Consider the following 16,869-nt stretch of genomic DNA (forward strand, 5'->3'; position numbering starts at 1 on the left):
AAAACCTAATAAATTGTCTTGCTACATGTTTAATGCGATTGTCCTAAGGCAGCGACCTGTCTGTTTTTCGTCCAGCCAACTTTGTGCGTAAACCATCATCACCCTAAGGGGAAATATATGCAAAAAAAGAATACCTTGTCGGCGTTGCGGGCCTGTTGCAAACTGGCCGCTGTTCCCTTATTGATGGCCGTGGTCTTGCCAAATTGGGCGCAGGCTACCCAGCTCACCACCCTGCTTGATTTTGACGGCAACAACGGTGCCTATCCTGATTCTACATGGGTATTGGACGGGGCGGGCAGTTTGTACGGGACGGCAAAAGGCCTAGGCTATGCCGGCTCGGTACTCAAACTGTCGCCGCCAGCACCCGGATACACCGCGTGGACGTTAACGCGGCTCAGCAAATTTAACAGCCCTAGTGACGGTTATCAGCCAGGCCCTTTGCTGCAAGGCCAAGACGGCAATTGGTACGCAGTCACCGTCAGCGGTGGCACCAACGGCGTAGGCACGATATTCCGGCTAGCCCCGCCTGCGGTCGGGCAAACCAAATGGACGCGGACTACACTGTTCAATTTTGACAGTACACAAGCCCCCTTATCTTCCGCCCGCTTGCTGAGGGATGTGTCCGGCAACCTCTATGGTACAACATTTGATGGTGGGGCAGGCCATGGCGGCAGCGTGTTCAGGCTAGCGCCGCCTGCCGCCGGAAAAAAAGGCTGGACACTGAGCACGTTGGTCAACTTTAATGGCACCAACGGCGCCCTGCCGTTTGGTGGGTTGATTATGGACGCGTCCGGCAATCTGTACGGGACAACTTGGTGGGGCGGCGTTGACGATGACGGCACGGTGTTCCGGCTGTCGCCGCCTGCGGTCGGACAGAGCGAATGGGTGCTGACCACGCTGGTTGATTTTGACGGCACACACGGGAATTTTCCGGTTGCCGGACTGGTGGCCGATAAAGTCGGCCACCTCTATGGCACAACCACCCGTGGTGGGGCAAACGGCTTAGGCACGGTGTTCAAACTGTCGCCGCCCTTGCCGGGCAAAACCACCTGGAGGCTGACCACACTGGCCGACTTTACCGCGACCAGCGGCCACTACCCCTTTGCGCCGCTGCTGAGGGATGCATCCGGCAACCTTTATGGCACAGCCTTTATCGGCGGTGCTGACGACGATTTTGGTACTGTTTTCAAGCTGTCGCCGCCCGTGACCGGACAAACGGCGTGGACATTAGCGACACTGGTTGATTTTGACGGTACCAACGGGAAATCTCCTTTTGCCGGACTGGTGCGGGATGCCTTAGGTAATCTCTATGGGGCAACCAACTCAGGAGGCCAATACGGTTTTGGCACGGTATTTAAGGTCAGCCCATAGGTGTAACAGTTCAGCGGTTTGTGGCTACTTTGTGGGTGGCAGTGGCTAAAAGCCCGGTTAAGGAACGTGCATAAAATAATGTTGCCATTTAAGTTCAGTGGCAAAAAATACCCCCGATTAGGCTAAAAACTGTAGTGACGTTACCATGTAACGTTTTTACAACAGATTTTATTTCATGCGCGTTCCTAAGCCATTCGGCAAGGCCTAAAGCCCTTTACCTTCCGCTTGCATAAGGGGTATTTCATAAGCCATTGATTGTTTAGTCCATCTATGGGCATTACCCACGAAAAGACACCATCAACTAATGCTTGCGGCGGGTAGTTGGCATATAATGGGGCGTTTATTTGTTCTCACTAGGAAATGACTATGAAAAAAATTGCTTTATTGGGGTTCTCAGCTATGCTCATGTTTACGGCGGTTGCTAATGCCCACGGCCCAGTCCGCCAAAAAGCGGAAGAAGAAGTGACAATTAACGCCCCTGCCGAAAAAGTATGGCATATCATTAAAGATTACGGTGATATGTCCTGGTTGCCGGGCGTTAAAAGCACCACTGTCGATAAGGGTAACAATAAAGGCTCAGTCCGCGTGTTGACCTTGGATGCCGGCGGCACTATCACGGAAGAGCTGAAAAAGTATGACGAAAAAAATATGTCTTACGCCTATAAAATTATCGACATGAGCACCGTCAAGACCATTAACCATTCGGGTGTGGACGAAAAAGTACCCGTATTGCCAGTGGACAACTATGCGGCCAGCATTGAAGTGGAAGCGAAAGGCGGTGCAACGGTAGTTTCTTGGAAAGCCGGTTACTACCGCGCTTATATGAACAACAATCCGCCAGCGGAAATGAACGAAGAAGCCGCCAATACCGCCGTTACGGCGATTTTGAAAGGTGGCTTGGCCAATTTGAAAGCCTTGGCTGAAAAATAGGCCATCCGGTGCGGGCTAAGCTTGTGCAAGCGGTAGCAATAGCTACCGCTTTTTTTACGTCTGCGGCGGTTGCCGCCCCGTTTGCTTATATCAGCAATCAGTTGGGCGATAGCGTCTCTATTATTGATACGGCGGTGGGCGAGGTGGTGGCGACGGTTGCCGTGCCGGGCAAGCCTGCCGGGGTGGCAGTTGCCCCCGACGGTAAGCGCTGTTATGTCAGCACCCCGGAAGCGCACGGTTTTGCCGTTATCGACACCGCGCAACGCGCGTTGGTGGCGGAGGTTAAGGTCAGTGACGGGGCGTTGGGCATTGCCGTTAGCCCGGATAGCCGCCGTATTTATGTCGCCGATTGGTATAATAATAGCGTCGGGGTGGTCGATGCCGCTAGCCTTAAAGTGGTGCAAACCATTGCTGTGGGGCAATCGCCGTCCGGCTTGGCGGTCAGCCCCGATAACCGTTGGCTGTATGTGGCGAACCGTTTGGACAATTCGGTCAGTAAGGTGGATTTGGGCAGCGGCACGGTGAAGCAAACTGTGGCGGTCGGTAAGCATCCGTTTGGCTTGACCTTAGATAGCCGTGGCGAGCGCTTGTATGCCGCTAATGTGCAAAGTGATGATGTGACGGTGCTGGATGCCCGGCGGATGCAGGTGTTGGCGACGGTTAAGGTCAGCATGTTGCCTTATGCGGCGGCGTTGGCTTTAAATGACAGCCGTTTGTTGGTGACTAACCAAGACGACGGCTCGGTGTCGGTGATTGATACCGCCACCTTGACGGCGATAGGTTTGGTGCCGGTCGGCGAAAAGCCGGAAGGTATCAGTACCCATCCTGATGACCGCCATGTCTATGTCGCCAATTGGTTTGACAATTCTGTCTCGGTTGTGGACGCGCAAACCTTGCGTGTCATTAAGACGGTTAAGACGGGTGAGGGCAGCCGGGCTTTTGGGCAATTTATCGGCAAATAACGCCGTTTTTTAAGCGGATATTGCCGGGCGATATGATAGACTCCGAACCATTTGGTAATAGTTGAGGAATAACATGGCTGAAACAGTAGATGAATTGACGGTAAGTTATCAGGACGGCGATATTGAGACCGTTAAGGAACTGGATAAAAAAGTTTTGACCAAGGGGGCTTGGGCGACGGTGATGTACCGTTATCAAGATTGGAACCGCGCTAAGGAAGAATACGGCCCGGATAAATATACTATCCGCCGTTACCAAAAACGCAACGGGGAATATCAGCAAAAATCCAAGTTTAATATTTCCAGCAAAGACCAAGCGAAGAGCATCATTGCGGCCTTAGAGGAATGGATCGATAAAGAGTAGCCGTGCGGCACTAATGCCGGCACGGCTGCTTTTGCCTTATTTGCCGGCGGCGGTGGCTTCCGGCACTTCGATCAGGCGGCCTGATTTAACGTCATAAATATAGCCGTAAACCGGAATGTCGCTAGGCACTAAGGGATGTGCTTTAATGCGTTGGACATCTTCTAAAACGCTTTGGGCTTGGTCTTTAATGGTCAGCCAGCTAATGTGGTTGGCTTCGGCGGAGCCTGGGCCTTCGCAGCAGTCATGCCAGCCGTGTTCGTCAACTGAGGCGGTTTTTAAGCTGGAGGCCAGTAAGCCGCGCATAATGTCGTCGGTGAAGGTTTCCATGCCGCAATCGGTATGGTGGATAACAAACCATTCGCGGGTACCGAGCAGTTTGTAGGAAATGACCAAGGAGCGTATGGCATCATCACTGGCTCGGCCACCCGCATTACGGATAACATGCGCGTCGCCTTCTGACAAGCCGGCATATTTGGCAGGGTCCAGTCGTGCGTCCATACAGGTCAAAATGGCAAAACGCCGTCCTGGAGGCATAGGCAGGTCGCCTTTGTCAAAACTGGCCGCGTAACCGCGGTTTGCCAGCAGCACTTCATTTAATACGTTACTCATGGGTTTTCCTCAGGATTCTTTATAGTTATAAGTTGCTTAAGGAATGGACATGAAACAAATTGTTTGGATATCCAATCCCATATCATTCATTGCCAAGCGCCTAAAAGGGTTTTAGGCCTTATAAGCATCTTAGCGGTCTTTAATGTATCATAAAAAATGTCTTTGAAAACCCAAAACGGCAAAAATGCCGGACTTGTTGGGAATTGGATTATTCTGCGGTCATTTTAACAAAATAATTTTATGCAAACACTACCGCCGACACTGTACAACACGGCACAAATTCAGGAACTCGAACAGCGGCTTATCCATCAGCGGGGCATTTCCGGTTTTGCGCTGATGACTAAAGCCGGTGCCGCCGTTTTTGCCCAACTGCATAAAAAATGGCGGCACGCGCGGACAGTTGCGGTTTTTTGTGGGGCAGGCAATAATGCCGGGGACGGCTATATTGCCGCCGCGTTGGCTTTGTCAGCGGGTTTGTCCGTTGACGTTTACGCTTTGGTTAGCCCGGATGTGTTGAAAGGGGATGCGTTAACCGCCTACCAACACTATAGGGCGGCACACGGTAGCGTCAGCACGTTCAGTTTGGGGCAGCCTATAAACGCGGATGTTATTGTCGATGCGTTATTCGGCACCGGACTGGACAGGCCGGTGACTGGCCAGTATCTGGCGGCTATCCAAGCGATTAATGACAGCGCCAGTCCGGTGATTTCGGTAGACTTGCCGTCCGGCCTGAATGCCAATACCGGAACCGTCCTGGCAGCAGCCGTTAAGGCCGATTGTACGGTGACTTTTATTGGCCTGAAACGGGGTTTGCTGACAGGAGAGGCGGCGGAATATTGTGGGGACATTATTTATGCCTCATTGGATGTGCCGGAAGAAGTCTTTCAGGATGTGCAATCCACGGTGTATCGGGTCTTACCGAAGACTTTTCCGCGCCGTGACCGCTGTATACATAAAAGCAAAAATGGTCATGTGCTGGTGATTGGTGGCGACCGTGGCTATATTGGGGCGGTAATGTTAGCGTCGGAAGCCGCTTTGCGGGTGGGGGCGGGTTTGGTGAGTGTCGCCACGCGTAAAGAGCATACCGGATTTATCAGTGTCCACCGCCCTGAGCTGATGTGCCACGGTGTCGATAATGCCGAGCAGCTGACCAGCCTGTTGGAAAAAGCCAATGTAGTCGTTATCGGCCCCGGCCTAGGCCAAAGCCATTGGGCAAAGGAATTGTTATTGGCGGTGATCCATTCCCGGAAGGTATCGGTGATTGATGCTGATGCCCTCAATATTCTGGCGAAAATTCCGGCTGCACATAACAATCTGCTGCTGACCCCTTACCGGAGTATCTTGACCCCGCATGTCGGCGAGGCCGCACGGTTGATGAACTTGCCCATAGCGAAAATAAAAGAAGACCGTTTTACGGTGGTCGCCAATGTCCAAAAAAAATATGGCGGCATCGCCATCCTTAAGGGGGCGGGTACGTTAATCGCCACCGCCGATGATATTGGCGTATCCACTAGCGGTAATCCGGGCATGGCTTCAGGCGGTATGGGGGACGCGCTGTGCGGCGTTATAGCCGGATTGTTGGCACAAGGTTTTTCGTTAAAAGATGCCGCCCAGCAAGGCGTGTATATCCACGGTAAAGCCGCCGATATGGCTGCGATGCAAGACGGTGAGCGCGGCTTGCTTGCCAGTGATCTGATGCCGCATTTACGGCGTTTGGTTAACCACTGATGCGCCGTTACTTGGCCGACACTGCGGCGACCGAACAGTTAGGCGGCGAATTACGCGAACTGTTACCCGCGCAAGCTGTGGTGTTTCTGCAAGGTGATCTGGGGGCGGGTAAGACTACGCTGGTACGGGCGTATCTGCGTGCAGCCGGGTTTGTGGGGGCGGTCAAAAGCCCCACTTATACCTTAGTGGAAGAATATGTCATTAAAGGGCAAACCATCTACCATTTCGATTTATATCGGCTTGCCGAACCGGAAGAGCTGGAATGGATAGGTATAAGTGACTATTTTAGCCAGCCTTGCCTGTGTTTTATCGAGTGGGCCGAAAAAGGCTTGGGGTTTTTACCGCCGCCTGACATCATCATCCGTTTGGAAGCCGAAGGCAATGGACGGCTGATGACCTTGGAGTGGGGTAAGCCGTAAAAAATCATCCGGTTTAGAGAGTCCGGTTTGTATATATCTTGTATATATCTAAGGATAAGCTACTATATAATCTCGACTGAGATATTATTTTTTGGCGTTGTCTATGAAAAATTACCATAAAATACTGTGTATTTTAGCCTTGCAATCAGGGGCTGCTATGGCGTTGCCAGAACCCATCCAAGTGGGGGCATTAGCTTACGATAATCGACAAGGCCATCTGTCGGTTGCCGTTACGGCCTCACCTAAGCATCGCGTTTTTGTTATGGATAACCCGCCACGCTTAGTCATCGTCATTAAAAATGCCGCTTTGCAGGGCAGTTTACAACAGCCTCCGGCTGACCACCCCTTATTTGCTAAGACCCGTTTGGCGGTTCAGGATGCGGCTGGCGTAAAGCTGGTGATCGATTTAAAAAAAGCCATTAGCCCGGAAAAATTCTCCTTATCGTCCAATAACCGTAACGAACACCGCTTGACGGTTGACCTTACCCATAAGGCGATATCCGCTAATGACCCTAAAGCCGTTGCAGCAGTAGCACCTAAGGTTGCTAAGCTTAAGCCTGCCGCCGAACCCAAAGCCATTATTCATAAAGGCCGTGATATTGTTATTGCCATTGACGCAGGGCATGGCGGTAATGATCCGGGTGCCCATGGCCCGCAAGGTACCGAAGAGAAGGTGGTCACGTTTGCCATTGCCCAAAAGCTTGCCGTGCTGATTGATGCCCAGCCGGGTATGAAAGCGGTGATGGTACGTAAGGGTGATGATTATGTCGGCCTGCGGGAAAGGATGCAGGTTGCGCGTGCCGCCAAAGCCGATTTGTTTATTTCCGTACATGCCGATGCGTTTAATGATACTTCGGTGCGTGGGGCTTCCGTATTCACCTTATCGACTCAGGGCGCATCCAGCGAAGCCGCCCGTTGGCTGGAAAAGTCGGAAAATGCCGCCGAATTGGTGGGCGGGGTCAATTTAAGCGATAAAGAAGACGTGTTGGCTTCGGTGCTGTTGGATTTGTCGCAAACGGCCACCTTATCCGCCAGCCAACAAGTTGCCGACAGTGTGTTAAGGCATTTTGACGGAGTGAACCAATTACATCGTGATGCGGTGCAAAAAGCCGCTTTTATTGTCCTTAAGTCACCTGATATCCCCTCCATTTTGGTGGAGACGGCTTTTATTTCCAATCCTCTGGAAGAGCAGAATTTAGTTAATCCGCGCTACCAGACGCAAATGGCCAGGGCCATTTTTGCAGGCGTGTATGATTATTTTAAAAAATCTGCGCCCATCGATAGCCGTATGGCGGCACTGTAAAAAAACGATTTAAGGCTTAATGCGCATACATCCCTTACCGACCCAACTGGTTAACCAAATTGCTGCGGGTGAAGTTGTCGAAAGGCCGTCCTCGGTAGTTAAGGAGCTGGTCGAAAATAGTTTTGATGCCGGAGCCGGCCACATCCATATAGAGATAGAGCAGGGCGGCATCCGGCTGATTAAAATTAGGGACGATGGTTGCGGCATTGTTAAAGACGATTTGCCGCTGGCTTTGTCTCGTCATGCCACCAGCAAAATTGCCTCTTTACAGGATTTGGAGCAGGTCGCCAGCATGGGTTTTCGCGGTGAGGCTTTGCCCAGTATCAGCTCGGTGTCGAGGTTGACGCTAATTTCCCGCACGGCGGCCAGCGATTGCGCTTGGCGGGTCGCTGCCGACGGTTCCGAACAGGATTTTGCCCCGCAACCCGACCCGCACCCACCGGGAACAACGATTGAAGTAAGGGATTTGTTTTATAATACCCCCGCTCGGCGCAAGTTTTTAAAGACGGAAAAAACCGAATTTAACCATATCGAAACTTTACTGCAACGCATGGCCTTAAGCCGTTTTGATATTGGCCTGACCTTGGTGCATAACCAAAAGGAAATCTTTAAATTAAAGCCCGCACTTAGCGAAGCCCAGCAAATCCAGCGCGTCGCCAGCTTGTGCGGCCAAGCCTTTGTCGATAACACCGTCAGCATTGATTTTGCCGCAGCCGGTTTGCAATTGACCGGCTGGGTCGGCTTGCCGACGTTTTCGCGTAGCCAGCAGGACATGCAGTTTTTTTATGTCAACTGCCGGCTGATTAAGGATAAGCTGGTCGCCCATGCGGTCAAGCAAGCTTATCAGGATGTCCTGTTTCATGGCCGCCATCCGGTATTTGTGTTATACCTGACCTTAGATCCGACCTTAGTTGATGTCAATGCCCATCCCGCCAAATTGGAAGTCCGGTTTAGGGAAGGGCGGTTGGTGCATGATTTTTTGTTCAGCGCCTTACACCGTAGCTTGGCGGATTTACGTCCCGGCCATCCCGATTTGACTATCCATACGTTACCTGAGGTGTCACATCCGCCTTTACCGCCGACAGTGGCGGCGACAGGGGGCGGTACGGCGGCGGTTTACCAACCGTCGCTTGCCAGACAAAGCCAATTGCCTTTGCAGGTTGAAGAGCAGCTTCGGCATTACGCGCAATTGGCCGCCGAACCTTTGCCGATAGCCGCACCAGCGGCGGCGGGCGATGTACCGCCGTTAGGCTATGCCATTGCCCATTTACATAATATTTTTATCCTCTCGGAGACGCGCACGGGCATTATTTTGGTGGATGCCCATGCCGCCCATGAGCGGGTCACTTATGAACGCCTGAAACAGCAATATCAGCAAGGTACAGTCGCCAGCCAGCCCTTGCTGTTGCCGATAAAACTCAGCACCAGCCTTGCCGAAGCCGACTTGGCCGAACAGGCCCAAGCCATTTTTTTGGCCTTGGGGTTTGACATTAACCGTTTTGGCCCCGAAACCATAGTGCTACGCGCCGTGCCGGCTTTGTTACGCCATACCGATGTCGAAACCTTGTTCCGCGATGTGTTGGCGGATTTGTCCGAGCATGGCATGAGCCAACGGGTGCAAGAGCATATCCAAGAACTGTTGGCGACAATGGCTTGCCACGGAGCCATCCGCGCCCAACGCCGCCTGACGGTTGAGGAGATGAACGGCTTGCTGCGCGATATGGAAAAAACCGAACGGAGCGGGCAATGCAACCATGGCCGCCCTACTTGGATTGCCCTCTCAACGGGCGAATTGGATAAATTCTTTTTGCGCGGACAATAAGGCCTTGTGCCGTTTGCCGCCCCCTTGCCTGAACCCGTATTTATGGATTTAACCCTTCCCCCCGCCATTTTTCTCATGGGGCCGACCGCTTCCGGCAAAACGGCTTTAGCGGTGCAATTGGCACAGCAGCTTAATGGCGAAATCATCAGTGTCGATTCGGCTTTGGTGTTTCGCGGCATGGACATCGGCACGGCCAAACCGACCGCGCAGGAGCGCGGCGGCATTCCCCATCATCTGATCGATATCCTTGACCCTTCTGAGGCCTATTCCACCGGACAATTCCGCAGCCAAGCCTTGGCTTTGATGGCGGACTTGACCGCACGCGGCAAATTGCCGATTTTGGTGGGCGGCACCATGCTGTATTTTAATGCCTTGAGCAGTGGCTTGGCCGTGCTGCCAACGGCCAACCCGGAGCTGAGGCGGCGTTTAGACCAAGAGTTGGCCACTTTAGGTAAAGAGGCCTTGCATCAGCGCTTGGCGGCGATAGACCCTAAAGCCGCCGCCAGAATCCATCCTAACGACCCGCAACGGGTGCAACGGGCCTTGGAAGTCTATGAATTAAGCGGCCAACCCTTGTCGGACTTTTTTGCCGATACCGGCCCCGCGATCCCTTACCGTATCCTTAAGCTGGTGGTCGCCCCGTCTGATAGGGCTATCCTGCACGGCATTATTGCCGAACGCTTCCATCAGATGCTGGCGCAAGGTTTGGTCGAGGAGGTCAGGGCGCTGTACCAGCGCGGCGATTTAAACGCCGCTTTGCCCGCACTGAGGGCGGTGGGTTATCGGCAAGTATGGGCCTATCTGCATGGCGATACGGATTGGCAGACTATGATCGAGCAGGCCATCGCCGCCACCCGCCAACTGGCCAAGCGGCAATTCACTTGGCTGCGTAAAGAAACCGAAGCCGAGCAGTTGGTGACGGGCGACAGCGCGTTAGTCAGCCAAGCCCTTGCCTGCATTGGCCGCCATCTGCTGGTTTAACGCCGATAAGCCGACCATAAGACGGATGCATCGGCAAAAATTGCGTATTCTTCGTGTCCTGCGCGGTAAATAGCTTTAAAATAAGGCAAGTTACCGCAAGGTGTCGGCTATCTTGGCATTCTTAATGGGCCACTGACTAAAGCCCCGCCCGATTTACTTAAAATAATCCGAGAGATGTTATGAAATTTACCCCCTGTGCTGACCTCTGCACAAAAGACGGCACACATTGCCAAGGTTGCGGACGTTCGCACCAAGAAATCGCCGACACCAAAAAATTAATCGCGTCGATAGTCGAGTTTATCAAAGTCCAAGGCTATGACAACAGCGATGAGTTTATTAATATGGTCAGCAAAAAAGTGCGTAAGAAATTAGTAAAAACGTCCTAAGGCTCAAGGCCGCTAACCGTAAACTCGCGCTTGTGCCTTACGGCTTATGAAATATAATGGTCAGCTTTTAGCTGAACTGGAGTTTGCTTTGAAACCGATAAAAGTAGGTGTGTTGGGATTGGGTACTGTCGGTGGCGGTACGGTCAATATCTTAAAGCGCAACGCGGCAGAAATTGCCCGCCGCGCCGGACGGGAAATTATCATTACCCGCGCCTCGGCAAGAGATTTACAAAAACCGCGTATCTGCGACACGCAAGATATACAATTGACCACCGACCCCTTAGACATCATCAACGACCCTGATATCGACATTATTGTGGAAACCATCGGTGGGGCAGGGACGGTTAAAGATATGATTCTGACCGCCATTGCCAACGGCAAACATATTGTCACCGCCAATAAATCGCTGATTGCCACCCACGGTAACGAGATATTCGCCAAAGCCAGTGAGCAAGGCGTAATCGTCGCTTTTGAAGCGGCGGTGGCGGGCGGCATACCCATTATTAAGGCGATCCGTGAAGGCTTAAGCGGCAACCAAATCCAATGGGTGGCCGGTATTATCAATGGTACGGGCAACTTTATCCTGACCGAAATGCGTGATAAAGGCCGCGATTTTGCCGATGTGTTGGCCGAAGCCCAAGCGCTAGGTTATGCCGAGGCCGACCCTACTTTTGATGTCGAAGGTATTGATGCCGGGCATAAACTGACTATATTGGCATCGATTGCTTTTGGCATCCCTTTGCAGTTTGAGAAGGTTTATACCGAAGGCATTACCGAAATTGCCCGGATTGACGTTGAATATGCCGAGCAATTGGGCTACCGTATCAAGCATTTGGGGATTGCCCGCAAAACTGCCGAGGGCATTGAATTGCGGGTGCATCCGACCTTGATTCCTGAGCGGCGGCTGATCGCCAATGTCAACGGCGTGATGAATGCGGTGTTGGTCAAAGGCGACGCTGTCGGCGCGACCTTATATTACGGTGCGGGTGCAGGGGCTGAGCCGACTGGCTCGTCCGTGGTCGCCGATGTTATTGATGTGGTACGCGCCTTGACTTCCGACCCGGAAAACCGGGTGCCGCATTTGGCGTTCCGTGCCGATGCCTTGGCGGATATTCCGGTCCTTTCGGCGGAACGCATTAAAACGTCGTATTATTTGCGCCTGAACGCCGAAGATAAGCCAGGGGTATTGGCGGACGTCACAAAAATTCTCGCCGACCATGACATCAGTATAGAAGCCATTATCCAAAAAGAGCCGCCTAAAGAGAGCACAGCCTTGCCGATTATCATGTTGACGCAAATCACCTTGGAACAAGAAATGAACGCCGCTATCCGGGCGATTGAAGCCTTGCCCACGGTCAGCGGCAAAGTCAACCGTATCCGCATGGAAACGCTGGGCTAGTCTTATTGGTTAGCTCTGCTCTATACAATAAAGCTTACCTAATAAGCATTAATAAACCTAATTATCACTATTCAAATCCATAGGAACTCTCATGTCCCGTTACACCGGTTTAATTGAACGCTACCGTGACCGCCTGCCCGTCAGTGCCGACACCCGCCTGATTAGCCTTGGCGAAGGCAACACACCGCTGATCCAATTGCAAAATATCCCCCGCCTGATCGGCAAAGAGGTCGATATTTACGTCAAATTTGAAGGCCTGAACCCCACCGGTTCGTTTAAAGACCGTGGGATGACCATGGCCGTGACCAAAGCCGTGGAAGCGGGTAGCCAAGCCATTATTTGCGCCTCGACCGGCAATACCTCAGCTTCGGCGGCGGCTTATGCGGTGCGGGCGGGCATTAAGGCCTTCGTACTGATCCCCGAAGGTAAAATCGCCTTGGGCAAGCTGGCACAAACCTTGATGTATGATGCCAAAATCATCCAAATTAACGGTAACTTTGATAAAGGCATGGCTTTAGTTAAGGAAGTCGCCGAATTGGCACCCGTGACTATTGTCAACTCCATCAATCCGTTCCGTATCGAAGGCCAAAAAACCGCTGCCTTTGAAATTGTTGATGAGCTGGGTTTTGCGCCCGATTATCACTGCTTACCTGTCGGTAATGCGGGTAATATCACTGCGTACTGGAAAGGTTATACCGAATATGCCCGTTATTCGGCCAGCCATGCGGCGGTGACCCGTAATTTGCCGATTATGTGCGGTTATCAGGCGGCGGGGGCGGCCCCGTTTGTGGCGGGCCATCCGATAGAAAACCCTGAAACCTTAGCGACGGCAATCCGTATCGGTAATCCGCAATCGTGGGATTTGGCTTGGAACGTCCAGAAAGAGTCCGGCGGTTGGTTTGATAAGTTTAGCGACGAGCAGATTTTGGCGGCACAAAAAATGTTGTCGCAATTTGAAGGGGTATTTTGTGAACCCGCTTCCGCAACATCGTTGGCGGGGGCGCTGCATGACATCAGTATCGGCAAAATTCCCGAAGGCAGCCGGATTGTCTGCACCTTGACGGGCAACGGCATTAAAGACCCGGAAATTGCCATGCAGCAATGTGCCGACGCTAAACCCGTTACCATTGACGCGAGCTTGGATGCGGTAAAACGGGCTATTTTAGATAGCCTGTAAACCCTTTGCCGCCCTTTTTAAAGGGCGGCTCAGTCGGGGCGGGTGGCCTTAAGCGGGCAGGGCGGCTTGCTTATGGGCCGCCGTTGGCAGGTTGGGGGCAAGCGTATGGTTAAAACGGGCAATCGCATTGAGGATAGGGCTGGCCGCGCCGTTAATATCCCTCATGCCGTTGCTGTAAATGTGCGAATAGTAAGCGACTTTACGGATGCTGAGCGTACCTTGCAGGCAATTGATATGAAGCGGCCCTTTGCCCGTGTTGTTCTGGGCAAAAGTCAGGATGATTTCACAGGTATCGGCGGTAACGGTTTGCTGTTCGGTGCATACGCCGTTGCTGATGCTCAGCACTGTTTCGCCGGGTAGCGGCAAACATTCAATATAAACAAACGGCATGGGGGGTAAGTTAGCTTGTTTCAGCTCGCTGCCCGCTGTCAACAGGACAGTGTCGCCTTCCATAATCAGCTGAGTGCCTTCCCAGCCGGCCAGGCCCAATTCAAAAGCCCCGTTAAAAATTTTGTCGTCACGCCAATCACGGTAGCCCCAGACACCATAGCCGATCAGATTTTTTTTGAACAGGGGAACCAGTTGTTCTAAAAGCCGGGGGACATGCTCGTCCGCCAGACGGGCAAAATCAGGGTGCTTGGGATTATTGATCTTAAAGTTGAACTGGTCTAAAAAAACCGGTTTTTTGTGGATATTAAAAGGTCGGAAGCCATTTAAGACCCGCTGCATGTGTTTGGCGGCCTCGTCGGCGCTGAGGGGCTTAGCGCCACTTACCCCTATTTTAGGATGATAATAGATGACATCACAACTGCTGCCGGTTTTATAGGAGCCGTATTCTACGGAGTCTTGCCAGCCATCCCCGTAAAATACATCAGGATCGATACGGTGTTCATACCAAATGTCATGGACTAACGCATTTTTACTGGCGAGTATCCACGGCTCTATGTATTCGCGGTCAAAAAATAGGGCGAATTCGGCAAATAATTTTTCCCTGGAGGTGGGGGCGGGCAAGGTATCATAAGAGTCGGCAGTGACATCGTAAAGTGCCTGTAGCTGCTTAAAAGCAAAACGTTTTTTGATATAGGCGGTCAGCCCGATGTCTTGGGCGTATTTGATGCGGGCTTCTGGACGCAGGTTTTCAGGGTGGCGCAACACCGGCCAATAAGCATCTTCCCAGCTAAGGAAAAAATTGCAGTCTTGGGCATCCTCACCGACCACGCTTTCCACTTTAGCGAGATAATCCTGCCAAGCCAATTGCAGCTGCGGATCGGTCAATAGCCGTTGGTAGCGGCGGTAGGTTGTCATATCGGCCGGGGCATTTTCCCACAAATAACCTAGCCTTAGCATAATGCGCAAACCGACGGCACGCGCTTGGGCGAGCAAGTAAGATAACCTGCCTAAAATGGTTTGGTCATATTCAATCGGCTGAGTGTGCGGCTGTAGGTGCGCCCACGGAACAATGAGGATAATGGCGTTAAAGCCGTCAGCACGGATTTGTTTAAAATCGTCAGGCACCCGCCCACATTCGAACGTATTCCAAAAGTTACCCATAGAACAGCGTCCGAAATAATGGGTGGCAGTGATAAAATGAGGTTTTTTGGGTGACAATGGCGTATTCCTATTGGATTTGACAGTAAGGATAATGTTGAGATTTTGCAAAAAAACGCAACGGTCAAACGGGTCGCTTATAAAGCCCGCCTTAGACAATTGTTGTTAGGCTGCTGCGGGCTCTCTGTACGCCAAACAACATCTCGGTCAATAAGGCGAATAAGGATAGCCGAAGGTTTCAAAATCGACCCGGTATTTTGTGATAATTTTGTCGATCACTGCCTGATTTTTAATGTCAGTCAGTGCTGAAGGCTGACTGCTGTTGAGTTTTGGTAAAGTGCTTGGGCGTTTACTTTCCGGTATGCCAATAGAATGAAGGATGGTGGCAAAATCTTCGTTAATACGTTCGACTTGACCGACAAAATCGACCAGTAGGCTATTGGTGTTAATGTTTGCGCGTAGCCAATAAATTTGTGGGCGGAACAATTCGTCAGGGCCATTGGTTTCTTGCCAAATATCCGATAACACATAATCATCGAAGCTATTAAAACCTCTGATTTTTCTGGATATTTCACTGTTTGGTGCATCCCATTTGCGCAAAAAATGGTAGGTTGATAGACAGCGGGAAAAAGGATTGCGGACAAAAGAAAAGCTGAATGTTTGTGCCCAAGCCACAGTACCTAACACATTGCGTATTTCTTTGGCGGTGGAATGTTTGGCCAAGCCGAAACGTTTTCTGTAGGGGCTTTGTATCTGTTCGCCAAAAGCCGTGCCGCCAATTTCCAAATCGCAGTAATGGGTATATTTTTCCAGTGCGGAGGTTAGGGAGGTTCCGGCAGTTTTTGGGATATGGACAAAGATAAATTTATGGGAATGGTTAATGATAGCCATAGTTGCCTGATTATATAAGATGTCTGAAAGTAAAAATCTGCTTATTTAGCCCTAATAGTGCGTAGCACTTCCCTGTATAAAGCAAAAGGTGCCGTCTCGCAAATTTGTTGCACGCCTTCGACCGACAATTCCCGTTTACGGCGTTTTATTTCCAATTGCAGGTTTTGTGCCAGCAATGTCTGGTGGGCTAAATGGGCGGCTTGGGTGGGTTCTAGGCCAAGAAATTGGTACAATGGCTCTATAGAGCTGTTGGCTGCGAAAAACTCTTCGTAAATGACCGGAAACACACGGTCATCATGGTGATATTTTTTCAGCATGAGTAAGGAGTTTCTCCACTCCTTAATGGCCGCCTGAGTTTTGCGGGTTTCAGGCCAAGATTTGTCTTGGATGCTGTTGGCCCGACTTTCGAAAGAGGTGGCGACATCAATGATATTCCGCAGCATAAAAATGACTTTCGCTGTCGGGATATTTGCGAATAGCGTATCTAAAAAATTAAATAATTTGGGGATTTTATCACCGACATACTCGGCATGGGCTAACAATGCCCCAACTTTTTCATAATAAGGGTCAAATTCGCATAAATTAGGGTAGAACGTGTCGCCGGCCCGAAGCTCAAGAAAGCGCTCTGGGGTAAACAGGTCAGTGGTCAGCGCATGATGGGAGCTATGCTTGGAATATCTTTCCAAGCCAATGACCAAACGCTCGTCCGCTGTCACTAAACGCCACATGGCCGTTGTTCCGGAACGGGCTGTGCCACAAATGAATAAATAGTTCATAATCAAAATTTTCCTGTCTTAAAAAACGGTTTTCTCAGTGGATTATTGTAAAAAGCGAGGGCATGGGAAATGGGGTGGCAGTAAAAGTAAGCATGGGGGATGATGAACCGACACGCTGCAAATGGCTTAAACAGTCAGTTGCTAGTTTATTGGTGGCAAAGGGCTACAATGATAATAAGAAATAGTGACTATTTCATTACGGGTGA

At 51.3% G+C, this 16,869-nt stretch carries 16 protein-coding genes; 12 read left to right on the forward strand and 4 right to left on the reverse strand.

Annotation, left to right across the window (positions count from 1 at the left end; translation table 11 throughout):
* The first annotated feature begins 117 nt into the window (after positions 1–117).
* The 4 genes from CEK71_RS03120 (at position 118) to CEK71_RS03135 (ending at position 3,624) form a co-directional block, all read left to right on the forward strand.
* On the forward strand, positions 118–1,371 hold the full coding sequence (locus CEK71_RS03120) for a choice-of-anchor tandem repeat GloVer-containing protein (RefSeq protein ID WP_088618018.1): 1,254 nt from the start codon (positions 118–120) through the stop codon (positions 1,369–1,371).
* 366 nt (positions 1,372–1,737) lie between these two features.
* Positions 1,738–2,301 (forward strand): SRPBCC family protein, encoded by a 564-nt coding sequence (locus CEK71_RS03125; RefSeq protein WP_088618019.1) that lies wholly within the window; start codon positions 1,738–1,740, stop codon positions 2,299–2,301.
* An 8-nt stretch (positions 2,302–2,309) separates the two neighbouring features.
* The gene (locus CEK71_RS03130; RefSeq protein WP_088618020.1) at positions 2,310–3,263 is read left to right on the forward strand and encodes a YVTN family beta-propeller repeat protein; all 954 of its coding nucleotides are present in this window, start codon (positions 2,310–2,312) and stop codon (positions 3,261–3,263) included.
* A 73-nt stretch (positions 3,264–3,336) separates the two neighbouring features.
* Positions 3,337–3,624, forward strand: coding sequence for a hypothetical protein (locus CEK71_RS03135; protein ID WP_088618021.1), 288 nt, complete (start codon positions 3,337–3,339; stop codon positions 3,622–3,624).
* A gap of 36 nt (positions 3,625–3,660) precedes the next feature.
* Here the strand turns inward: CEK71_RS03135 and CEK71_RS03140 are convergent, their stop codons facing one another.
* Complete coding sequence (locus CEK71_RS03140; RefSeq protein ID WP_088618022.1) at positions 3,661–4,233, reverse strand: beta-class carbonic anhydrase; 573 nt, start codon at positions 4,231–4,233, stop codon at positions 3,661–3,663.
* Between the two features lie 240 nt (positions 4,234–4,473).
* Here CEK71_RS03140 and CEK71_RS03145 point away from each other — a divergent pair, with 240 nt between their 5' ends.
* From CEK71_RS03145 to thrC, 8 genes are all read left to right on the forward strand, one after another.
* Positions 4,474–5,961: an NAD(P)H-hydrate dehydratase gene (locus CEK71_RS03145; RefSeq protein WP_088618023.1), complete on the forward strand. Its 1,488-nt coding sequence runs from the start codon at positions 4,474–4,476 to the stop codon at positions 5,959–5,961.
* Positions 5,961–6,380 carry a tRNA (adenosine(37)-N6)-threonylcarbamoyltransferase complex ATPase subunit type 1 TsaE gene (tsaE, locus tag CEK71_RS03150; RefSeq protein ID WP_088618024.1) on the forward strand — a complete coding sequence of 140 codons (420 nt, stop codon included), beginning with the start codon at positions 5,961–5,963 and terminating at the stop codon, positions 6,378–6,380. The genes CEK71_RS03145 and tsaE overlap by 1 nt, the downstream gene beginning before the upstream one ends.
* Before the next feature lie 103 nt (positions 6,381–6,483).
* A complete protein-coding gene (locus tag CEK71_RS03155) occupies positions 6,484–7,683 on the forward strand; it encodes an N-acetylmuramoyl-L-alanine amidase (protein ID WP_088618025.1) in 1,200 nt (399 codons plus the stop codon).
* Between the two features lie 19 nt (positions 7,684–7,702).
* Positions 7,703–9,505 (forward strand): DNA mismatch repair endonuclease MutL, encoded by a 1,803-nt coding sequence (mutL, locus tag CEK71_RS03160; RefSeq protein WP_088618026.1) that lies wholly within the window; start codon positions 7,703–7,705, stop codon positions 9,503–9,505.
* Positions 9,506–9,547: 42 nt separating this feature from the next.
* Positions 9,548–10,486: a tRNA (adenosine(37)-N6)-dimethylallyltransferase MiaA gene (miaA, locus tag CEK71_RS03165; protein ID WP_088621487.1), complete on the forward strand. Its 939-nt coding sequence runs from the start codon at positions 9,548–9,550 to the stop codon at positions 10,484–10,486.
* Between the two features lie 179 nt (positions 10,487–10,665).
* A complete protein-coding gene (locus CEK71_RS03170) occupies positions 10,666–10,872 on the forward strand; it encodes a DUF1289 domain-containing protein (protein WP_088618027.1) in 207 nt (68 codons plus the stop codon).
* A gap of 88 nt (positions 10,873–10,960) precedes the next feature.
* The gene (locus CEK71_RS03175) at positions 10,961–12,271 is read left to right on the forward strand and encodes a homoserine dehydrogenase (protein ID WP_088621488.1); all 1,311 of its coding nucleotides are present in this window, start codon (positions 10,961–10,963) and stop codon (positions 12,269–12,271) included.
* A gap of 91 nt (positions 12,272–12,362) precedes the next feature.
* Positions 12,363–13,448: a threonine synthase gene (thrC, locus tag CEK71_RS03180; RefSeq protein ID WP_088618028.1), complete on the forward strand. Its 1,086-nt coding sequence runs from the start codon at positions 12,363–12,365 to the stop codon at positions 13,446–13,448.
* A gap of 48 nt (positions 13,449–13,496) precedes the next feature.
* Here the strand turns inward: thrC and CEK71_RS03185 are convergent, their stop codons facing one another.
* The 3 genes from CEK71_RS03185 to CEK71_RS03195 form a co-directional block, all read right to left on the reverse strand.
* A complete protein-coding gene (locus tag CEK71_RS03185) occupies positions 13,497–15,056 on the reverse strand; it encodes a hypothetical protein (protein ID WP_157678957.1) in 1,560 nt (519 codons plus the stop codon).
* A gap of 147 nt (positions 15,057–15,203) precedes the next feature.
* Positions 15,204–15,887, reverse strand: coding sequence for a sulfotransferase family 2 domain-containing protein (locus CEK71_RS03190; RefSeq protein WP_088618030.1), 684 nt, complete (start codon positions 15,885–15,887; stop codon positions 15,204–15,206).
* A 41-nt stretch (positions 15,888–15,928) separates the two neighbouring features.
* On the reverse strand, positions 15,929–16,663 hold the full coding sequence (locus tag CEK71_RS03195) for a sulfotransferase family protein (protein WP_088618031.1): 735 nt from the start codon (positions 16,661–16,663) through the stop codon (positions 15,929–15,931).
* Positions 16,664–16,869: the final 206 nt, after the last annotated feature.

Source organism: Methylovulum psychrotolerans (assembly GCF_002209385.1).
GTDB classification, from domain to species: Bacteria; Pseudomonadota; Gammaproteobacteria; order Methylococcales; family Methylomonadaceae; genus Methylovulum; species Methylovulum psychrotolerans.